The organism is Stenotrophomonas chelatiphaga, from assembly GCF_001431535.1.
Taxonomy (GTDB): Bacteria; Pseudomonadota; Gammaproteobacteria; order Xanthomonadales; family Xanthomonadaceae; genus Stenotrophomonas; species Stenotrophomonas chelatiphaga.
In genome coordinates, this window is sequence record NZ_LDJK01000076.1 from 25366 (window position 1) to 40249 (window position 14884).

The window sequence follows — 14884 nt, forward strand, 5'->3', positions numbered from 1 at the left end:
CGCTTCCGCCCCCTCAATCGAGGCGGCGGCGGAGCTGGTCGGGGGTGGTGGTGGGGGCGAAGCGGGACTGCACCTGGCCCTGGCGGTCGAGCAGGAACTTGGTGAAGTTCCACTTGATGCGCGCGCTGCCCAGCAGGCCGCGTTTCTGCGTGGACAACCACTGCCACAACGGGTCGGCCCGGGGCCCGTTGACCTCGATCCGGGCAGACAGCGGGAAGGTCACCGGGTAATCCAGCGAACAGAACGCGCGGATCTGCGCGGCATCGCCGGGCTCCTGCGCGCCGAACTGGTTGCACGGAAAGCCGATCACCACCAATCCGCGTTCACGATAGTCCTGCCAGAGCTGCTCCAGGCCGGTGTACTGCGGGGTGAAACCGCAGCGGCTGGCCACGTTGACCAGCAGCAGCTGCTTGCCACGGTAGCGCGACAGCGCAACGCGCTCGCCTTCCAGCGTGGTGTATTCGAAGTCAAAGGCGCTGGTCATCGGCCGGCCGCTGCAGGGAACAAGCCAGCAGCCTGAACGCCCATGCCTTTCGACACAAGCCCACCCGTCCGGGGCCGGGTTACCCTCGGGGACTTGTCTTAGTGGAGTACCTTGCCTTGACCACCCGCCTTGCCCTTGCCGTGGCCATGACCCTCGGCCTTGCCCTGCCCGCCTATTCCGCCGGCGCCGCCACCCCGGCTGCCAGCACCGCCGCGCAGCAGGCCAACCCGTTCTTCGCCGACAGCCCGCTGCCGCTGCACTACCCGCAGTTCGACAAGATCACCGACAGCGATTTCGCCCCGGCCTTCGACGCCGGCATGGCGCAGCAGCTGAAGGAAGTGGAGGCCATCGCCAACAACAAGGCCAAGCCGACCTTCGAAAACACCCTGATCGCGCTGGAGAAGAGCGGCGAGACGCTGGACCGTGCCACCACCGTGTTCTTCGCGCTGGTCGGTGCCGATACCAATGACACCCGCAAGAAGCTGCAGGCCGACTATTCGGCGCGCTTTGCCGCACATGGCGATGCGATCGCACTGAACGGCAAGCTGTTCGCCCGCATCCAGGCCCTGTATGACGACCGCGCCAAGCTGGGCCTGGACGCCGAAGGCGTGCGCCTGGTCGAGAAGTACTACGAGAACTACGTCCGCGCCGGCGCCAAGCTGTCCGAGGCGGACAAGACCAAGCTCAAGGAAATGAACGCCGAGCTGGCCAACCTGGGCACCAAGTTCAGCCAGAACGTGCAGTCCGAAGTGAACGCCTCCGCGCTCACCGTGGACGACGTCAAGGAGCTGGAGGGCCTGTCGCAGGAGCAGATCTCCGCCGCCGCCGAAGCGGCCAAGGCGCGTGGCCTGGACGGCAAGTACGTGATCACCCTGCTCAACACCACCGGCCAGCCGCCGCTGACCAACCTGGCCAACCGTGCGCTGCGCCAGAAGATCTACGAAGCGTCCACCACCCGTGGCAGCCGCGGCGGTGAGTTCGACAACACCGCGCTGGTGGCGCGCATCATGCAGCTGCGCGCGGACAAGGCCAAGCTGATGGGCTTCCCCAACTTCGCCGCCTACAACCTGACCAACCAGACCGCCAAGACCCCCGAAGCGGTCAACGCGATGCTCGGCCAGCTGGCCCCGGCCGCAGTGGCCAATGCCAAGCGCGAAGCCGCCGACCTGCAGGCGATGATCGACCAGGAACAGAAGGCCGCTGGCAAGCCGACCTTCAAGCTGGAAGCGTGGGACTGGGCGTTCTACAGCGAGAAGGTGCGCCAGGCCAAGTACAACTTCGACGAATCCCAGCTCAAGCCGTACTTCGAAATGAAGACGGTGCTGGAAGACGGCGTGTTCCATGCCGCAGAACTCGAATTCGGCCTGACCTTCAAGCAGCGCACCGACCTGCCGGTCTACCACGACGACGTCACCGTGTACGACGTGTTCGATGCCGACGGCAGCCAGCTGGCGATCTTCATCTTCGACCCGTATGCGCGCGCGTCCAAGCGTGGCGGCGCGTGGATGAACTCCTACGTTTCGCAGTCCGAACTGTCCGGCTTCAAGCCGGTGGTGGCCAACCACCTCAACATCCCCAAGCCGCCGGCCGGCAAGCCGACCCTGCTGACCTGGGATGAAGTGACCACCACCTTCCACGAGTTCGGCCACGCGCTGCACGGCATGTTCTCCAACGTGAAATACCCGTATTTCTCCGGCACCTCGGTGCCGCGCGACTTCGTCGAGTTCCCCTCGCAGGTCAATGAAATGTGGGCCGACAACCCGGTCATCCTGAAGAACTACGCCAAGCACTACCAGAACGGTTCGGCCATGCCGCAGGCGCTGCTGGACAAGGTGGTCGCTGCCGCCAAGTTCAACCAGGGCTTCGCCACCACCGAATACCTGGGCGCGGCGATGCTCGACCAGCGCTGGCACCAGATCAGCGCCGGCCAGGTTCCGGCCGCCGCCGACGTGATGAAGTTCGAAGCCAATGCACTGGCCAAGGACGGCATCTTCTACGCGCCGGTGCCGCCGCGTTACAAGACCCCGTACTTCAGCCACATCATGGGCGGCTACTCGGCCGGTTACTACGCCTACATCTGGTCGGAAGTGCTCGACGCCAACACCCAGAAGTGGTTCAACGAGAACGGCGGCCTGAGCCGCAAGAACGGCGACCACTTCCGCAAGACCCTGCTGTCGCGCGGCGGCAGCGTCGATGCGATGCAGCTGTTCCGCGATTTCGCCGGCCACGAGCCGCAGATCGAGCCGCTGCTGGAGAAGCGTGGCCTGACCGGTGCCGGCAACTAAGCAGCATCGGTAACAGCGTGGCCTGAAAGGTCGCCCGGGAAGCCGGGCGGCCTTTTTTCATGGCGCGCTTCAGCGCGGTGCCACGTACCCGCCGGGCACCCCTTCCGGGGACAGCACCAGTTGCCACAACTGGGCATGCCGGCAGCGGAACGCGGCCATCGAACCGGCCAGGTAGAAGCGCCACATGCGCTTGAAGCGTTCGTCGTACCGCTGCGGATCCAGCTGCGGCCAGGCCGCTTCCACGTTGCGCCGCCAGGCCTGCAGGGTCAGGTCGTAGTCGGTGCCGAAGCCATGCCAGTCTTCCAGCACGAAGCGGCCCTCGAACGCGCGCGTGACCTGCACCGCCGAGGGCAACATCGAATTGGGGAAAATGTAGCGGGCGATCCACGGATCGGTACGGTGGCCGCTGACATTGCGCCCGATGGTATGCAGCAGCAACAGCCCGTCCGCTGCCAGGCAACGCCGCGCCACGTCGAAGAAGTGCCGGTAATTGCGCTCGCCCACGTGCTCGAACATGCCGATGGAGAACACCGCGTCGAAGCGCTCATCCAGCGCGCGGTAATCCTGCAGCCGGATCTCCACCGGCAGGCCCGCGCAGCGCTCGCGGGCATAGGCGGCCTGCTCTTCGGAGATGGTGACCCCGACGCCGCTGACCCCGTAGCGCTCGCACGCGAACTTCAGCGCCTCGCCCCAGCCGCAGCCGATGTCCAGCACGCGCTGGCCGGGCCGCAGCGCGAGCTTGCGGCACACCAGGTCCAGCTTGGCCTCCTGCGCGGCGTCCAGGTCCGCGGCCTGCCGCCAGTAGCCGCAGCTGTACACCAGCCGCTGCCCCAGCATCGCCGCGTACAGGTCGTTGCCGAGGTCGTAGTGACGGCGCCCGACCTCGAAACTGCGCTGGCCGGACTGCGCGTTGACCAGCCGCGCGCGGACCGCATCGGCCAGTTCGCGCCAGCCGTGCACGCGCTCGTCCAGGTGCGCCTGCAGCAGGTGCAGCAGGAAGACATCCAGCTGGTTGGCGTCCCACCAGCCGTCCATGTAACTCTCGCCCAGCGCCAGCGACCCACCTGCCAGCACCCGCGCATGGAAGCGCGGGTCGTGGACCTGGATATCCTGCGGCCGCACACCACCAACGGTGACGCCGGCTTCGTGCATCAACGCGGTGAGCCGGACCTGCAGCGCCGCGTCCATCGTGCGCCTCCGCGATCAGCCGTGGGCGAACAGCCCGGCATACTCCGGCGCCACGTGCGGCACCAGCACCGACGCCGGTACGTCGGCGGTCTGGGTGCCTTCGGAGTAAGGGCCGACCTGGTAGGGCGGGAACACGAAACGCAGCCCGGTGACCTTGCCGGCGGCATCGGTCATCGGCTCGAACTGGCGGAAGTTGTCCGGCCTGGCGCCGGTGCCTTCGTTGATCATCCGCGAGGCGCTGCGCAGCGATTCCTGCAGCTCGCCCGGCTCCATGTCCTCGCTGCTCAGGCGGGTCGCCACGCGCTCGCGCAGCTGGTCGGCCACGTAGTCGCTGATCGCTTTCCAGCCCTTGGCGTCGGGCACCAGGTGATCGGCGGTCAGCATCTGCTGCGGGCCGGGCAGCCAGACGAAGCGTGCGACCAGCGGCTCGCCATGCGCACCGCCGGTGTAGCGGCTGCCTTCGGCGCGCACCACCACCAGCTCCGGCGTTTCCAGCTGCTTCTCGAAAGCCAGCGACAACTCGTACGGCATCGTCGGCTTGTCGTTGCCCAGCCCATCAATGGCCTGCTGCAGTTCGCCGCGCGCGGTGGCAGCGTAGTCCTGCAGCGCCTTGGCCAGCCCCTGGTACTGGTCCAGCCCGGCCGCGTAACTGATACCGACCACCGCCTGCGGAGTGGTCTCGATCACATCGGCCAGCGCCACCGGCGCATCGGCCGGCGCATCGGCCACCGGTGCCGGCAGCGGGCCGGCGGTGTCGGCAACGGCGGGCTGGTTACCCGCATCGTCGCCGTCCCGGCGTCCACAACCGGCCAGCAGCACGGCCGCGATGGCCACGCCCAGCACGGCGGCGGCAGGCAGTTTACGGCGCAACGACTTCATCGATTTCCCCTGGACTTGCAGCGACATGTATCGGTTTCCTTGCTGGAACGAACCCCGTGGGCCGATCAGGCCAACAGGTCATGAAATTCTTCGTGGCGCTCAAAGAACGCCTCCGCGTAAGCGCACGCGGGCACCACTTTGTATTTGTTGTCCCGCGCCCAGCGCAGCGCCACGCGGGTCAGTTCCCCGGCGATGCCGCGCCCGCCGATGGCGTCGGGCACCTCGGTGTGGGTGATCACCATGCGGCGGCGCTTGAGCTGGTACTCCAGCAGCGCCAGATGACCTTGCACCCGTGCAGTGAAGCGGTGCGCAGCCAGGTCATGGGTGACCTCGTAAGCCAATCCGGGGGGCGTGACCGAAGCCATGGGACCGATCTCCTGGGGCAGCACCACCGATGGTGCGCAGCCTGCCGCCATGATCGTGTGAAGCCTGAACAGGGGCAAGCGCTGTCTGCCCCGGAGTCATCGGGCGCTAAAGGAGGACCGGCAACGGCCGATACTGCTGTCGACGGGGCGCACTGGAAGGCCCCACCGGGTCCGCCCATCCCGTTCCCAGGAGGTTCCGATGCGACACCCCCCTGCCCCGCCCGCCGGCGCCGCCGCCAGCGATGACGCGCTGCTGGAAGGCCTGCTGCAGCTTGCCGTGGAGGGCCACACGGACCAGACGCAGTTCCAGCAGATCGGCGAAGAAGTCTTTACCCGTCTGCTGGATACCTATGGCGTGGACAGCGGCACCCCGCGGGCGCGCTAGCCACCGCCGGTCGCGGCCCGCGCCCTCAGCCGCCCAGGCCGAAGCGCGGGTTGGACAGCTCGCGCAGGAAATGGTTGAAGATGCCCGGGTTCATTGCCAGCAGGAACAGCACGCCGAACGCCGCACCGGCCAGGTGGGCGCTGTGGTTGATGCGGTCCCCGCCCTTCTTGTCCATCCAGATGCTGTAGCCCACGTAGAACACCGCGTACAGGATGGCCGGCGCCGGGATGAAGAACACCAGGATGATCGTCCACGGGCTGAGCAGGATGAAGGCGAACAGCACCGCCGACACCGCGCCCGATGCGCCCAGGCTGAGGTAGTTGGGGTTCTTCTGGTTCTTTATGTAGCTGGGCAGGATGGACACCACCAGCGCACCGAGATAGAACGCCGGATAGGTCAGGTAGCTGCCGGACAGCTGCACCATCACCGTTTCGATCTGCCCGCCGAAGAAGAACAGCGTGATCATGTTGAAGATCAGGTGCGGCCAGTCGGCGTGGATGAAGCCGTAGGTCACCAGCCGGTCGTACTGGCGGTGGCGATCCACCGCCGGCGGCCACAGGATCAGCCGGTCGGCCAGCTTGCGGTTGTTGAACGCCAGGTAGGAAACGATGGCGGTGATGGCGATCAGCAGGAGATTTACAGGCGTCATGTCAGGCTCAGGCGGCGCGGTAGTTGTCGACCATGCGGTAGCGGCGCGCATACCAGCCGAAGGCCAGTGCGGCGACGAACGCGAAGCCGGCGAAGAAGAACATCAGGAACGCTGCTTCGCTCAAACCAGTACTGGCGATCTGGTGGGTCACCGTATCGTTGCGCACCGCGGCGTTGGACAGCAGCACCCACAGGTTGCCGATGGTGGTGGTCAGGTTCCAGAAGCTCATCACCACGCCCTTCATCGCCTGCGGCGCCTGGCTGTAGGCGAACTCCAGACCGGTCGCCGAGACCAGTACCTCACCGAAGGTCAGCAGCGCGTACGGCAGCATCTGCCAGAAGATCGACATCGCGTTGCCGCCATCCATCACCACCTGGATGCCACCGACCACGATCCATGCCAGGCCGCTGAAGGCGATGCCGGCGGTCATGCGGCGCAGCGCAGTGGGTTCGAAGCCGAACCGGCGCAGCGCCGGGTACAGCACCAGGTTGTTGAACGGGATCAGGATCATCACCAGCAGCGGGTTCAGGGCCTGCATCTGCGAGGCGGTGAACCAGCTCGGCATCTGCATCTGCTGGCCCTGCAGCACCCAGGTGGAGGCTTTCTGGTCGAACAGCGAGAAGAACGGGGTGGTCAGCGCGAAGATGACCAGCACGCGCAGCACCGAGCGCACGCCTTCGACGGCTTCGTCCGGGTGCACCGCACGGGCGCGCTCCAGCTGCATCCAGGTACCTCCGCCGATACCGGCCAGGATCGACACCAGCGCCAGGCACAGGCAGATCACGATACCCAGCGTGCCGACCAGCCCGAACGAAGCGATCGCCAGCACCACGCCGGCCACGGCCAGCACCAGGCCGGGACGGCCGCGCCCTTCCACGCGCGCGGTCAGCGCCGTACGCACCACGTTGGCGAACGAATGCGGGTCCTTCGGCGGCAGCGGCGTCAGCACGTAGCGCTTGCGTCCCAGCCAGAACACGAAGGTCGCGATGAACATCAGGATGCCCGGGATGCCGAAGGCCCACTGCGGGCCCCAGTTCTTCAGCACCAGCGGGATCAGCAGCGAGGCGAACAGCGAGCCGAAGTTGATGATCCAGTAGAAGGCGTCGAAGACCAGCTTGGCCAGGTGCTTGTTGCCCTGGTCGAACTGGTCGCCCATGAACGAAGCGACCAGCGGCTTGATCCCACCGGCACCCAGCGCGATCAGGCCAAGGCCGAAGAAGAAGCCGCCGCGGCTGCCTTCGAACAACGCCAGGCACAGGTGGCCGACGCAGTAGATCAGGCTGAACCAGAGAATGGTGTGGTACTTGCCGAAGAATCTGTCGGCCAGCCAGCCACCGAGCAGCGGGAAGAAATACACGCCGATCATGAAGCTGTGCATGATGTCCTTGGCTTCACCGGCACGGCCTTCGGCGGTGATCTCCTGCAGCAGCAGCGAGGTGATCAGGAACTGCACCAGGATGTTGCGCATGCCGTAGAAACTGAAGCGCTCGCAGGCCTCATTGCCGATGATGTACGGGATCTGGCGCGGCATGGATCCCTTGCCGGCGGGGGCGACTGCGTTATGGCTCATCCTGTAAGGCTTTCCTGCGGACACGAAAGCGCCAAGGTTACCGGAAGGCAGGCCCCCAGCGCACGCTGCACAGCTGCATGACAGCGCCCGGAAAGCATGGCAGAGACGCAACGGGGTCACGACGCCTGCACGGCGCAAGCGTAAACTTATCGTTATGCGCGCCCCCCCTTTCCCCCTGTTGCTGTGCGTTGGCCTGTTGCTGGCTCCTCTGGTGGTCCGTGCACAGCCGGCGGCGGCAACGCCGCTGGCCGAACTGAGCGTGGCCAGCCTGCAGCTCCCCGCGCAGGAGGATCCGGCCTGGGAACATCGTCGCGAAGCCATCGCCCAGCTGCTGGCCACCCTGCAACCGGACGTGATCACCGTGCAGCAGGTGCTGCAGGAGGGCAGGCGCAATCCAGCGTGCTGGCTGGCCAGCCGCCTGCGCTACAGCTGCGATTTCATCACCGCCGATCCGCCCAGCCAGGCCCAGCGCCACGGCAGCGCGATGCTCAGCCGGCTGCGCGTGGAAGAAGACGGCGTCACCCTGCTGCACCCGCCCGGCCGCTACAGTGCGGCGGGCATGATGCGCGTTGCGGTCGGCGAGGGCCAGGTCAACATCTACGTGGCGCGGTTGCGCCCCGAGCCGGATACCGCGGCCAGTCGCCAGCACCAGGCCAATGACCTGATGACCTGGATCGCCGCTACGTCCGATGGCCACCCCAGCCTGGTGGCGGGTGACTTTGCCGCCAGCAGCAGCGACGTGGTGCGTGGCATGCCCGGTTTCCAGCCAGCGCGGCGCAATCCGTCGGCCAGGGTCGAGAAGCCGGGCGCGGGCAACGGCAACATCGACAGCCACGGGCTGGATGTGCTGTTCCAGGTCAAATCCTTCAGCGGCAAGCGCCAGCAGCGCATCGAACTGCCGGTCGAAGGCGATATGCCGGTGCTGCCACTGGGTGTCATGGCGGTGCTGCGTCTGCAGGCGCCGGCCGGCTGAGCCGACGCCGGCGGTCGTGCAACAGAAAAAAGGCCGCGCTTGAGAGCGCGGCCTTTCTGCTGTTTACCGTGGCGCTGTTGCGATCAGGCAACCGCTTCCTGGTAACGACGCTCGACTTCATTCCAGTCGATCACGTTGAAGAACGCGCCGATGTATTCCGGGCGACGGTTCTGGTACTTCAGGTAGTAGGCATGCTCCCAGACGTCCAGGCCGAGGATCGGCGTGTTGCCTTCCATCAGCGGGCTGTCCTGGTTGCCGGTGCTTTCCACCACGACCTTGTTGTCCGGGGTAACGCTCAGCCAGGCCCAGCCGCTGCCGAAGCGGGTCAGCGCAGCCTTGGTGAAGGCATCCTTGAACTTGTCGAAACCGCCGAGATCGCTGTCGATCTTCCTGGCCACGTCACCCACCGGGTTGCCGCCGGCATTGGGCGCCATCACCGTCCAGAACAGCGAATGGTTGGCATGGCCGCCACCATTGTTGCGCACCGGACCCTGCAGGTTTTCCGGCAGCGACTTCAGCTTCTTGACCAGCTCTTCCACCGGCAGGTCGGCATATTCGGTGCCTTCCAGCGCTGCGTTGACGTTGTTGATGTAGGTCTGGTGGTGCTTGGTGTGGTGGATCTCCATGGTGGCCGCGTCGATATGCGGCTCCAGGGCTTCATAGGCGTAGGACAGCTTGGGCAGGGTGTAGGCCATGGTGCATCTCCTCGTAGCTTGGGGACCTGGCAGGCGCCAGGTGGTGCGCAGTAAATGATGGGGACTGGCGTGAAGATTACCAAGAGGGATGTAAAGGAAACTTCGTCCTGCAGGTGACCGTCGTGCGACAGCGGCGGCCCTCATGCACGATGCAGGCCCGCGGCGCTACAGTGGGCGCCGTCCCCACGCCTGCCCTTCGCCATGCGCAATCCCCGGCTGTTGATCACCGCCATCGCCCTGCTGCTGCTCGGGCTGCTGGGCAATCATTTCCTGCAGCGCCCGGCCAAGCCACAGTTCGCGCCCAGCCTGTCCGGCGCGCCGGCAAGCGTGGCCCGGCCGGCGGCCATCGCCGGTGACGGCGAACTGCCCGGTTTCCTGCCCGCCGAAGCACGCCACACGATCACCCTGATCCAGCGCGGCGGACCGTTCCCGCACCGCCAGGACGGCAGCGTGTTCGGCAACCGCGAACAGCGGCTGCCGCAACGCGAACGTGGCTATTACCGCGAGTACACCGTGGAAACGCCGGGCGCCGGCAACCGGGGTGCACGCCGCATCATCACCGGCGGTCAGCCACCCGATGCCTGGTATTACACCAGCGATCATTACGAAAGCTTCCGCAGCTTCAACGTACCTGCAGAAGGGACCACGCCATGACCCACGATGCCTTCGGCCTCGGCCTGCACGACCTCAACAATGCCGGGGTGTATGCGATCGGCGAAGGCGACGAAGCCGCACTCGCCGCGGCGATGCGCGATGCCGGCCTGCAGGTGCGCCGGGTCGACCTGGAAGGGGTCGCGGACAAGCGCACCCTGCTGGCCCGGCTTGCCGCGCAGCTGGATTTCCCGACCGGTTTCGGCGGCAACTGGGACGCGCTGTCGGACAACCTGCGCGACCTGTCGTGGCTGCGCGCCGATGGCGGGCATGCGCTGTTCCTGGATCGCATCGATGCGCTGCGTGCGCAGGACACCGGCAGCTTCGACACCCTGCTGGACATCCTCGACGAGGCCAGCCAGTACTGGGCCGCGCAGGACGTGCCGATGTGGGCGTTCCTGTCCAGCGAAAGCTGAGCTGCCGCACGGCGCGCGCCGCACGGCAGGGGTCAGCGGATGCTGCCGTTGTCTTCCTGCAGCTCTTTCTTGAACGGAATGTCCGGCGGCGGACGCGCGATGGCCGGCTGGTCCTGCATGTTCGGATCGTTGAGGCCGCAGCCGCCACCGAACTGCAGCACCGAGATCACGCAGGAGATCTTCGTGCTGGTACCGGGCAGCGGGATTTCCACCGACTGCACGCCACGCCGGACCCATTCGGCCAACAGTGATTCATTGGGCACCCAGTACTTGTCGAACGAGGTCGGGGTGTAGTCATACGGCGGCCGTTTGAGCCAGGTGCCGGACTGCGCTATGCGGTCGCGGGTCCACCCATCGTTGTCGCCGCCGGGGGCGCCGCGATCGGCAGTGCCGGCGCCATCCTGGCCAGGAACGCGCACGCTGCCGTCGGCATTGAAGACACCGGTGCCCTGCCCGGCATCGCGGTTGGCCTGCGCTCCCGCAGTGCTGCCGGGTCGATCCCGGTTGGACGCACCCCAGTCATCGCCACGCGCCGGCGTAGCCCAGTTGCCGGGCGTCGGCCGCGCCTGCGCACCGGCCTGGCCGGGCGCGCGCGATGCGGCCGCGGTGGCCGCAGGTGCGGTGGCAGGCGCAGTCGAAGATGACGAAGAAGACGAAGAAGACGCCTGCGCAGCGGCGGTGGTCGGCGCGCGTGCGGGTGCACTGGCGGCGGCGCTGGCAGGGGCGACGGCACGTTCGCGCACCGTCGGTTCACTGCTGGGACGCGTGCGCAGCACCGGTTCGCGCCCCGGCAGGGGCGGCACGCTGACGGCAGGGGCGGTCACGGTGGCCACTTCGCGCTCACGCACGGCGGTTGGATCCCGCGGCGTTACCTGCACCGCTACCTCGGCCTGCGGTATCCGCAGCGGGGTTGGTGCCTCCACGGCCAGGGCGACCTCGCGCTCACGCACCTGCACCGTGGTTTCCTGCGGCGTGCGAGTACGCACGGGCGTGACCGGACGCGGCGTGACCACGGCCGGGGCCTGCACGATCTGCACCTCGCGTTCGCGGACCGACGGCGCCGCCTGGCGTGGGACAACGGTGACTTCGGTGCGCGGCACACTGACCGGCGGCACCACGAAATCGGTGGTCGCCTCGGCGACCTCGGTGGCCTGTATCGGCGGTGTCGGCAGTGGCGGCGCCGGTTCGGCAGGCGCCGGTTCGGATGCGCTCGGCGGCGCCGCAGCGGCTTCAGCCGGTGCAGGCTGCGCCGACGCAGTCGATGCTGTCGGCGCGCTGTCCCGTGCTTCGGACGGGGCGGCGGCGGCAGGGTCGGCCGGCGCCGCGGCTGCCGCTGCGCCGGCCTCAGCCGCCGCCGCATCGCTGCCCGGCTGGTCGCCGCCACCTTCCTGCGCGCCCTGGCCGATGAACTCGACCTGCACCCGCTCGCCTTCTCCGCCCTGGGTATCCGGCTGCGAAGAACGCACCAACGCCACCCACAGCAGCAGGACGGCGAACAGCACGTGCAGCAGCAGGCTGGCGACGGCGGAGGTCCAGCGCATCCAACGCTGGTCGCGCGGCGCCGGGTCCCACTGCTGCCACCCCAGGCGGCGCACCGCCTGCCACATCGTCAGTCCAGGCAGGCGCCCACTGGCGGCCGGCAACGGCCGCGGCAGCAGCACCGCGACCACCTCACGCGCATGCTTGGGACGCGGCAGCGGCGGACGCGCGCGCAGCCAGATGGCCCACCCATAGGGCAGGCCGGTCTTCTTTTCGAGAATGGGCGGCTCCTGCTGGCGTGCCAGCAGGGCCTCTATCCACTGTGCAGCCCGGGATGACGGCACGCAGCGGGCGTCAGGCGACGTTGCCGCGCGGCATGTACGGCGCCTGCCCACTATCGTGGTCGGTGGCATCGCGCACGGCCGTGATGCCCGGAACCCGGCCCATCAGCGTCTTCTCGATTCCCTGCTTCAACGTGACATCGGCCATGCCGCAGCCCTGGCAGCCGCCGCCGAAGCGCAGCAGCACCACGCCGTCGGCAGACACTTCCTGCACCGCGACCTTGCCGCCATGCGAGGCAAGCTGCGGATTGACTTCGTTTTCGACAACCCAATGCACGCGCTCCACCAGCGAGGCCGCGTCGCCGGGTGCTTCACCCTTGATGCGCGGTGCCTTGATGGTCAGCTGCTGGCCTCCGGCATTGCCGGTGACGATGTCGATCTCGGCGCCGTCCAGCCAACCCACGCTGTCCGAAGCCACGTACAAGGTGAAGCCATCGCAGTCCACCGCCCACTCGTCGCCGAGCAGGTCGGCCGGTTCGGCGAACTCAAGGCGGGCGTCGGCGCGGGGGGTGCCGGCGTCGACCGCGGACACGCGCACGCCCATGCCGGGCACGCCTTCGCGTTCGATCAACTTGCGGAAATGGGTCTGGGCGGTGTCGGAGATCTGGATCATGGCGCTATTCTAACGAAGTACCTGTTACGCGATCATTCGGTTTATACACTGGACCGCGCAATGTTCAGTCAACGATTTCAGAGGTAGAGCATTCCATGAACGATCTGGTCCCGCTGGTACAGGCCCATTGCATCCCCCGCCGGGGCAACGAGCACCGCCTGGGGCAGGCCCGGCTGGCCGAGCTGCTGCCGCAGGTACCCGGCTGGGAGCTGGTCGAAAACGGCCAGGCGCTGCAGCGCACCTTCCGCTTCAAGGACTATTACCACACCCTCGCCTTCGTCAATGCGCTGGCCTTCATCGCCCATGGCGAGGACCACCACCCGGACCTGGGGGTGCATTACGACCGCGCCGTGGTGCGCTTTTCCACCCACGACGTGGGCGGGCTGAGCGAGAACGATTTCATCTGCGCTGCCAAAGCATCGGCCCTGACGGAGTGACTGCCATGACCCTGCGCCTGTTGACCCTGCCCCTGGTCGCCACGCTGTTGACCGCCTGCGGTGGTTCCGGCCAGCCCGCGACCCCGGCCGCACCGGCCACCCCGCCCACCGAAGTCGCCGCGGTGAAGACCCCGCCGCCGCAGTACCCGATCGAACTGGCCTGCAGCGGCGTGGGCGGCACCACCACGCTGAAGGTGGTGGTCGGGGTGGAAGGCAAGCCCACCGACGTGACCCAGCTGACCAGCAGCGGCAACCCGCAACTGGACGAACAGGCGCGCACGGCCGTGCAGGGCTGGCAGTTCAATGCCGCCAGCCGCAATGGCCAGAAGATTCCCGCCACGATCCAGGTGCCGGTGAGCTTCAACCCGCCACAGCCGCGCCCGGATGAGTGCTTCGCGGTGGAAGAACGCCTGCGCCGCGGCGGCTGATTCCTGCTTTACCCACCAAGGCCAGCCTGCGCCCGCCTTCCCTCCCCAACGCCCCGCCTGAGCGGGGCGAACGCTACCTGAAGGATCGCGCTGGCAGATGCTGCAGATTTCTACTGAAAATGTCTGGATCGCCATGGCGGTCACCCTGGCCGCTGGCCTGGCGACCGCGTTGGGCAGCCTGATGGTGCTGTTCGCCAAGCGCCCCAACCCGCGCCTGCTGGCCTTCGGCCTGGCCTTCGCTGGCGGTGCGATGGTCTATGTGTCGCTGTCGGAGATCCTCAACAAGTCGATCGACTCGTTCACCCAGGCCTACGATCCGCGCCTCGGCTTCACCTATGGCACCCTCGCCTTCCTGCTGGGCATCCTGGTGATCATGGGCATCGACCACCTGATCCCCAACCCGCACGAAAGCCTGGACGCCAAGGATCCAAGCTTCCGCGCCGACAACAAGGCCTACATCAAGCGGGTCGGCCTGCTGACCGCCGTGGCGATCACCGCACACAACTTCCCGGAAGGCCTGGCGACGTTCTTCGCCACGCTGGAGAGTCCCTCGGTGGGCATGCCGCTGGCCTTCGCCATCGCCATCCACAACATCCCCGAAGGCATCGCCATCGCGGTGCCGGTGTACTTCGCCACGCAGAACAAGTTCTACGCCTTCGCGGCCAGCCTGCTGTCCGGCCTGGCCGAGCCGATCGGTGCGGCGATCGGCTATTTCCTGCTGTCCGGCTCGCTGAACCACGCCACCTTCGGCTGGGTGTTCGGGCTGATCGCCGGCGTGATGGTGTTCCTGGCGCTGGACGAGCTGCTGCCGGCGGCCAAGCGCTACGCCAAGGGTCACGAAACGGTCTACGGGCTGGTGGCCGGCATGATGACCCTGGCGTTGAGCCTGGTGCTGTTCAAGTGGTGAGTGGGTTGGCGAACGGGTGAGACCCCCTCGCGGGTGGCGGTCTGCGGGAGGTCCATCCGGGGCTGGGCCGGGCGGTGGGGCTGATCGGGGGACGGCAAAAACTGCATCCATGCGGGCCTCGATTCGCGCCATCCATGGC

Annotated in this window: 17 protein-coding genes; 8 read left to right on the forward strand and 9 right to left on the reverse strand. The window is 67.2% G+C overall.

All coding sequences use genetic code 11. The features are described from left to right. Window positions 1-13: 13 nt before the first annotated feature. Window positions 14-484, reverse strand: coding sequence for a glutathione peroxidase (locus ABB28_RS14915; protein WP_057687170.1), 471 nt, complete (start codon window positions 482-484; stop codon window positions 14-16). A 116-nt stretch (window positions 485-600) separates the two neighbouring features. On the opposite strand from ABB28_RS14915, the gene ABB28_RS14920 reads away from it, so the two are divergent. Then, window positions 601-2769, forward strand: a complete 2169-nt coding sequence (locus tag ABB28_RS14920; RefSeq protein ID WP_057687171.1) for a M3 family metallopeptidase — start codon at window positions 601-603, stop codon at window positions 2767-2769. Between the two features lie 69 nt (window positions 2770-2838). Here the strand turns inward: ABB28_RS14920 and cfa are convergent, their stop codons facing one another. Genes cfa through ABB28_RS14935 form a run of 3 tightly spaced genes read right to left on the reverse strand, consistent with a single transcriptional unit; the run spans window position 2839 to window position 5201 of the window. Then, on the reverse strand, window positions 2839-3957 hold the full coding sequence (gene cfa, locus ABB28_RS14925; RefSeq protein WP_057687172.1) for a cyclopropane fatty acyl phospholipid synthase: 1119 nt from the start codon (window positions 3955-3957) through the stop codon (window positions 2839-2841). A gap of 15 nt (window positions 3958-3972) precedes the next feature. Further along, window positions 3973-4863: a DUF3298 and DUF4163 domain-containing protein gene (locus ABB28_RS14930; protein ID WP_083492050.1), complete on the reverse strand. Its 891-nt coding sequence runs from the start codon at window positions 4861-4863 to the stop codon at window positions 3973-3975. Window positions 4864-4901: 38 nt separating this feature from the next. Further along, window positions 4902-5201 carry a GNAT family N-acetyltransferase gene (locus ABB28_RS14935; RefSeq protein ID WP_057687186.1) on the reverse strand — a complete coding sequence of 100 codons (300 nt, stop codon included), beginning with the start codon at window positions 5199-5201 and terminating at the stop codon, window positions 4902-4904. A 199-nt stretch (window positions 5202-5400) separates the two neighbouring features. Here ABB28_RS14935 and ABB28_RS14940 point away from each other — a divergent pair, with 199 nt between their 5' ends. Continuing rightward, window positions 5401-5586 (forward strand): hypothetical protein, encoded by a 186-nt coding sequence (locus tag ABB28_RS14940; protein WP_057687173.1) that lies wholly within the window; start codon window positions 5401-5403, stop codon window positions 5584-5586. Window positions 5587-5611: 25 nt separating this feature from the next. Here ABB28_RS14940 and ABB28_RS14945 read toward each other — a convergent pair whose 3' ends face one another. Then, window positions 5612-6235: a rhomboid family intramembrane serine protease gene (locus ABB28_RS14945; protein ID WP_042613285.1), complete on the reverse strand. Its 624-nt coding sequence runs from the start codon at window positions 6233-6235 to the stop codon at window positions 5612-5614. A 7-nt stretch (window positions 6236-6242) separates the two neighbouring features. After that, the gene (locus ABB28_RS14950) at window positions 6243-7805 is read right to left on the reverse strand and encodes a POT-type proton-dependent oligopeptide transporter (RefSeq protein ID WP_057687174.1); all 1563 of its coding nucleotides are present in this window, start codon (window positions 7803-7805) and stop codon (window positions 6243-6245) included. Between the two features lie 154 nt (window positions 7806-7959). On the opposite strand from ABB28_RS14950, the gene ABB28_RS14955 reads away from it, so the two are divergent. Further along, entirely contained in the window at window positions 7960-8778 is an 819-nt protein-coding gene (locus tag ABB28_RS14955; protein ID WP_057687175.1) for an endonuclease/exonuclease/phosphatase family protein, read from the forward strand. 83 nt (window positions 8779-8861) lie between these two features. Here the strand turns inward: ABB28_RS14955 and ABB28_RS14960 are convergent, their stop codons facing one another. Continuing rightward, entirely contained in the window at window positions 8862-9473 is a 612-nt protein-coding gene (locus tag ABB28_RS14960) for a superoxide dismutase (RefSeq protein WP_057687176.1), read from the reverse strand. 201 nt (window positions 9474-9674) lie between these two features. Here ABB28_RS14960 and ABB28_RS14965 point away from each other — a divergent pair, with 201 nt between their 5' ends. Together ABB28_RS14965 and ABB28_RS14970 are read left to right on the forward strand one after the other, a co-directional pair. Next, complete coding sequence (locus ABB28_RS14965; protein ID WP_057687177.1) at window positions 9675-10127, forward strand: guanyl-specific ribonuclease; 453 nt, start codon at window positions 9675-9677, stop codon at window positions 10125-10127. After that, window positions 10124-10540 carry a barstar family protein gene (locus ABB28_RS14970; RefSeq protein ID WP_057687178.1) on the forward strand — a complete coding sequence of 139 codons (417 nt, stop codon included), beginning with the start codon at window positions 10124-10126 and terminating at the stop codon, window positions 10538-10540. Before ABB28_RS14965 ends, ABB28_RS14970 begins: the two co-directional genes overlap by 4 nt. A 32-nt stretch (window positions 10541-10572) precedes the next feature. On the opposite strand, the gene ABB28_RS14975 is transcribed toward ABB28_RS14970, so the two are convergent. Next, window positions 10573-12363: a hypothetical protein gene (locus ABB28_RS14975; protein ID WP_057687179.1), complete on the reverse strand. Its 1791-nt coding sequence runs from the start codon at window positions 12361-12363 to the stop codon at window positions 10573-10575. A gap of 10 nt (window positions 12364-12373) precedes the next feature. After that, on the reverse strand, window positions 12374-12973 hold the full coding sequence (locus ABB28_RS14980; protein ID WP_057687180.1) for an NfuA family Fe-S biogenesis protein: 600 nt from the start codon (window positions 12971-12973) through the stop codon (window positions 12374-12376). A 95-nt stretch (window positions 12974-13068) separates the two neighbouring features. Between ABB28_RS14980 and ABB28_RS14985 the strand changes: the two genes are divergently transcribed. The 3 genes from ABB28_RS14985 (at window position 13069) to zupT (ending at window position 14745) form a co-directional block, all read left to right on the forward strand. Further along, window positions 13069-13410 carry a 4a-hydroxytetrahydrobiopterin dehydratase gene (locus ABB28_RS14985; RefSeq protein WP_057687181.1) on the forward strand — a complete coding sequence of 114 codons (342 nt, stop codon included), beginning with the start codon at window positions 13069-13071 and terminating at the stop codon, window positions 13408-13410. Between the two features lie 5 nt (window positions 13411-13415). Continuing rightward, window positions 13416-13838 carry an energy transducer TonB gene (locus ABB28_RS14990; RefSeq protein ID WP_057687182.1) on the forward strand — a complete coding sequence of 141 codons (423 nt, stop codon included), beginning with the start codon at window positions 13416-13418 and terminating at the stop codon, window positions 13836-13838. A gap of 97 nt (window positions 13839-13935) precedes the next feature. Further along, complete coding sequence (gene zupT / locus ABB28_RS14995; RefSeq protein WP_057687183.1) at window positions 13936-14745, forward strand: zinc transporter ZupT; 810 nt, start codon at window positions 13936-13938, stop codon at window positions 14743-14745. The last annotated feature ends 139 nt before the right edge of the window (window positions 14746-14884 follow it).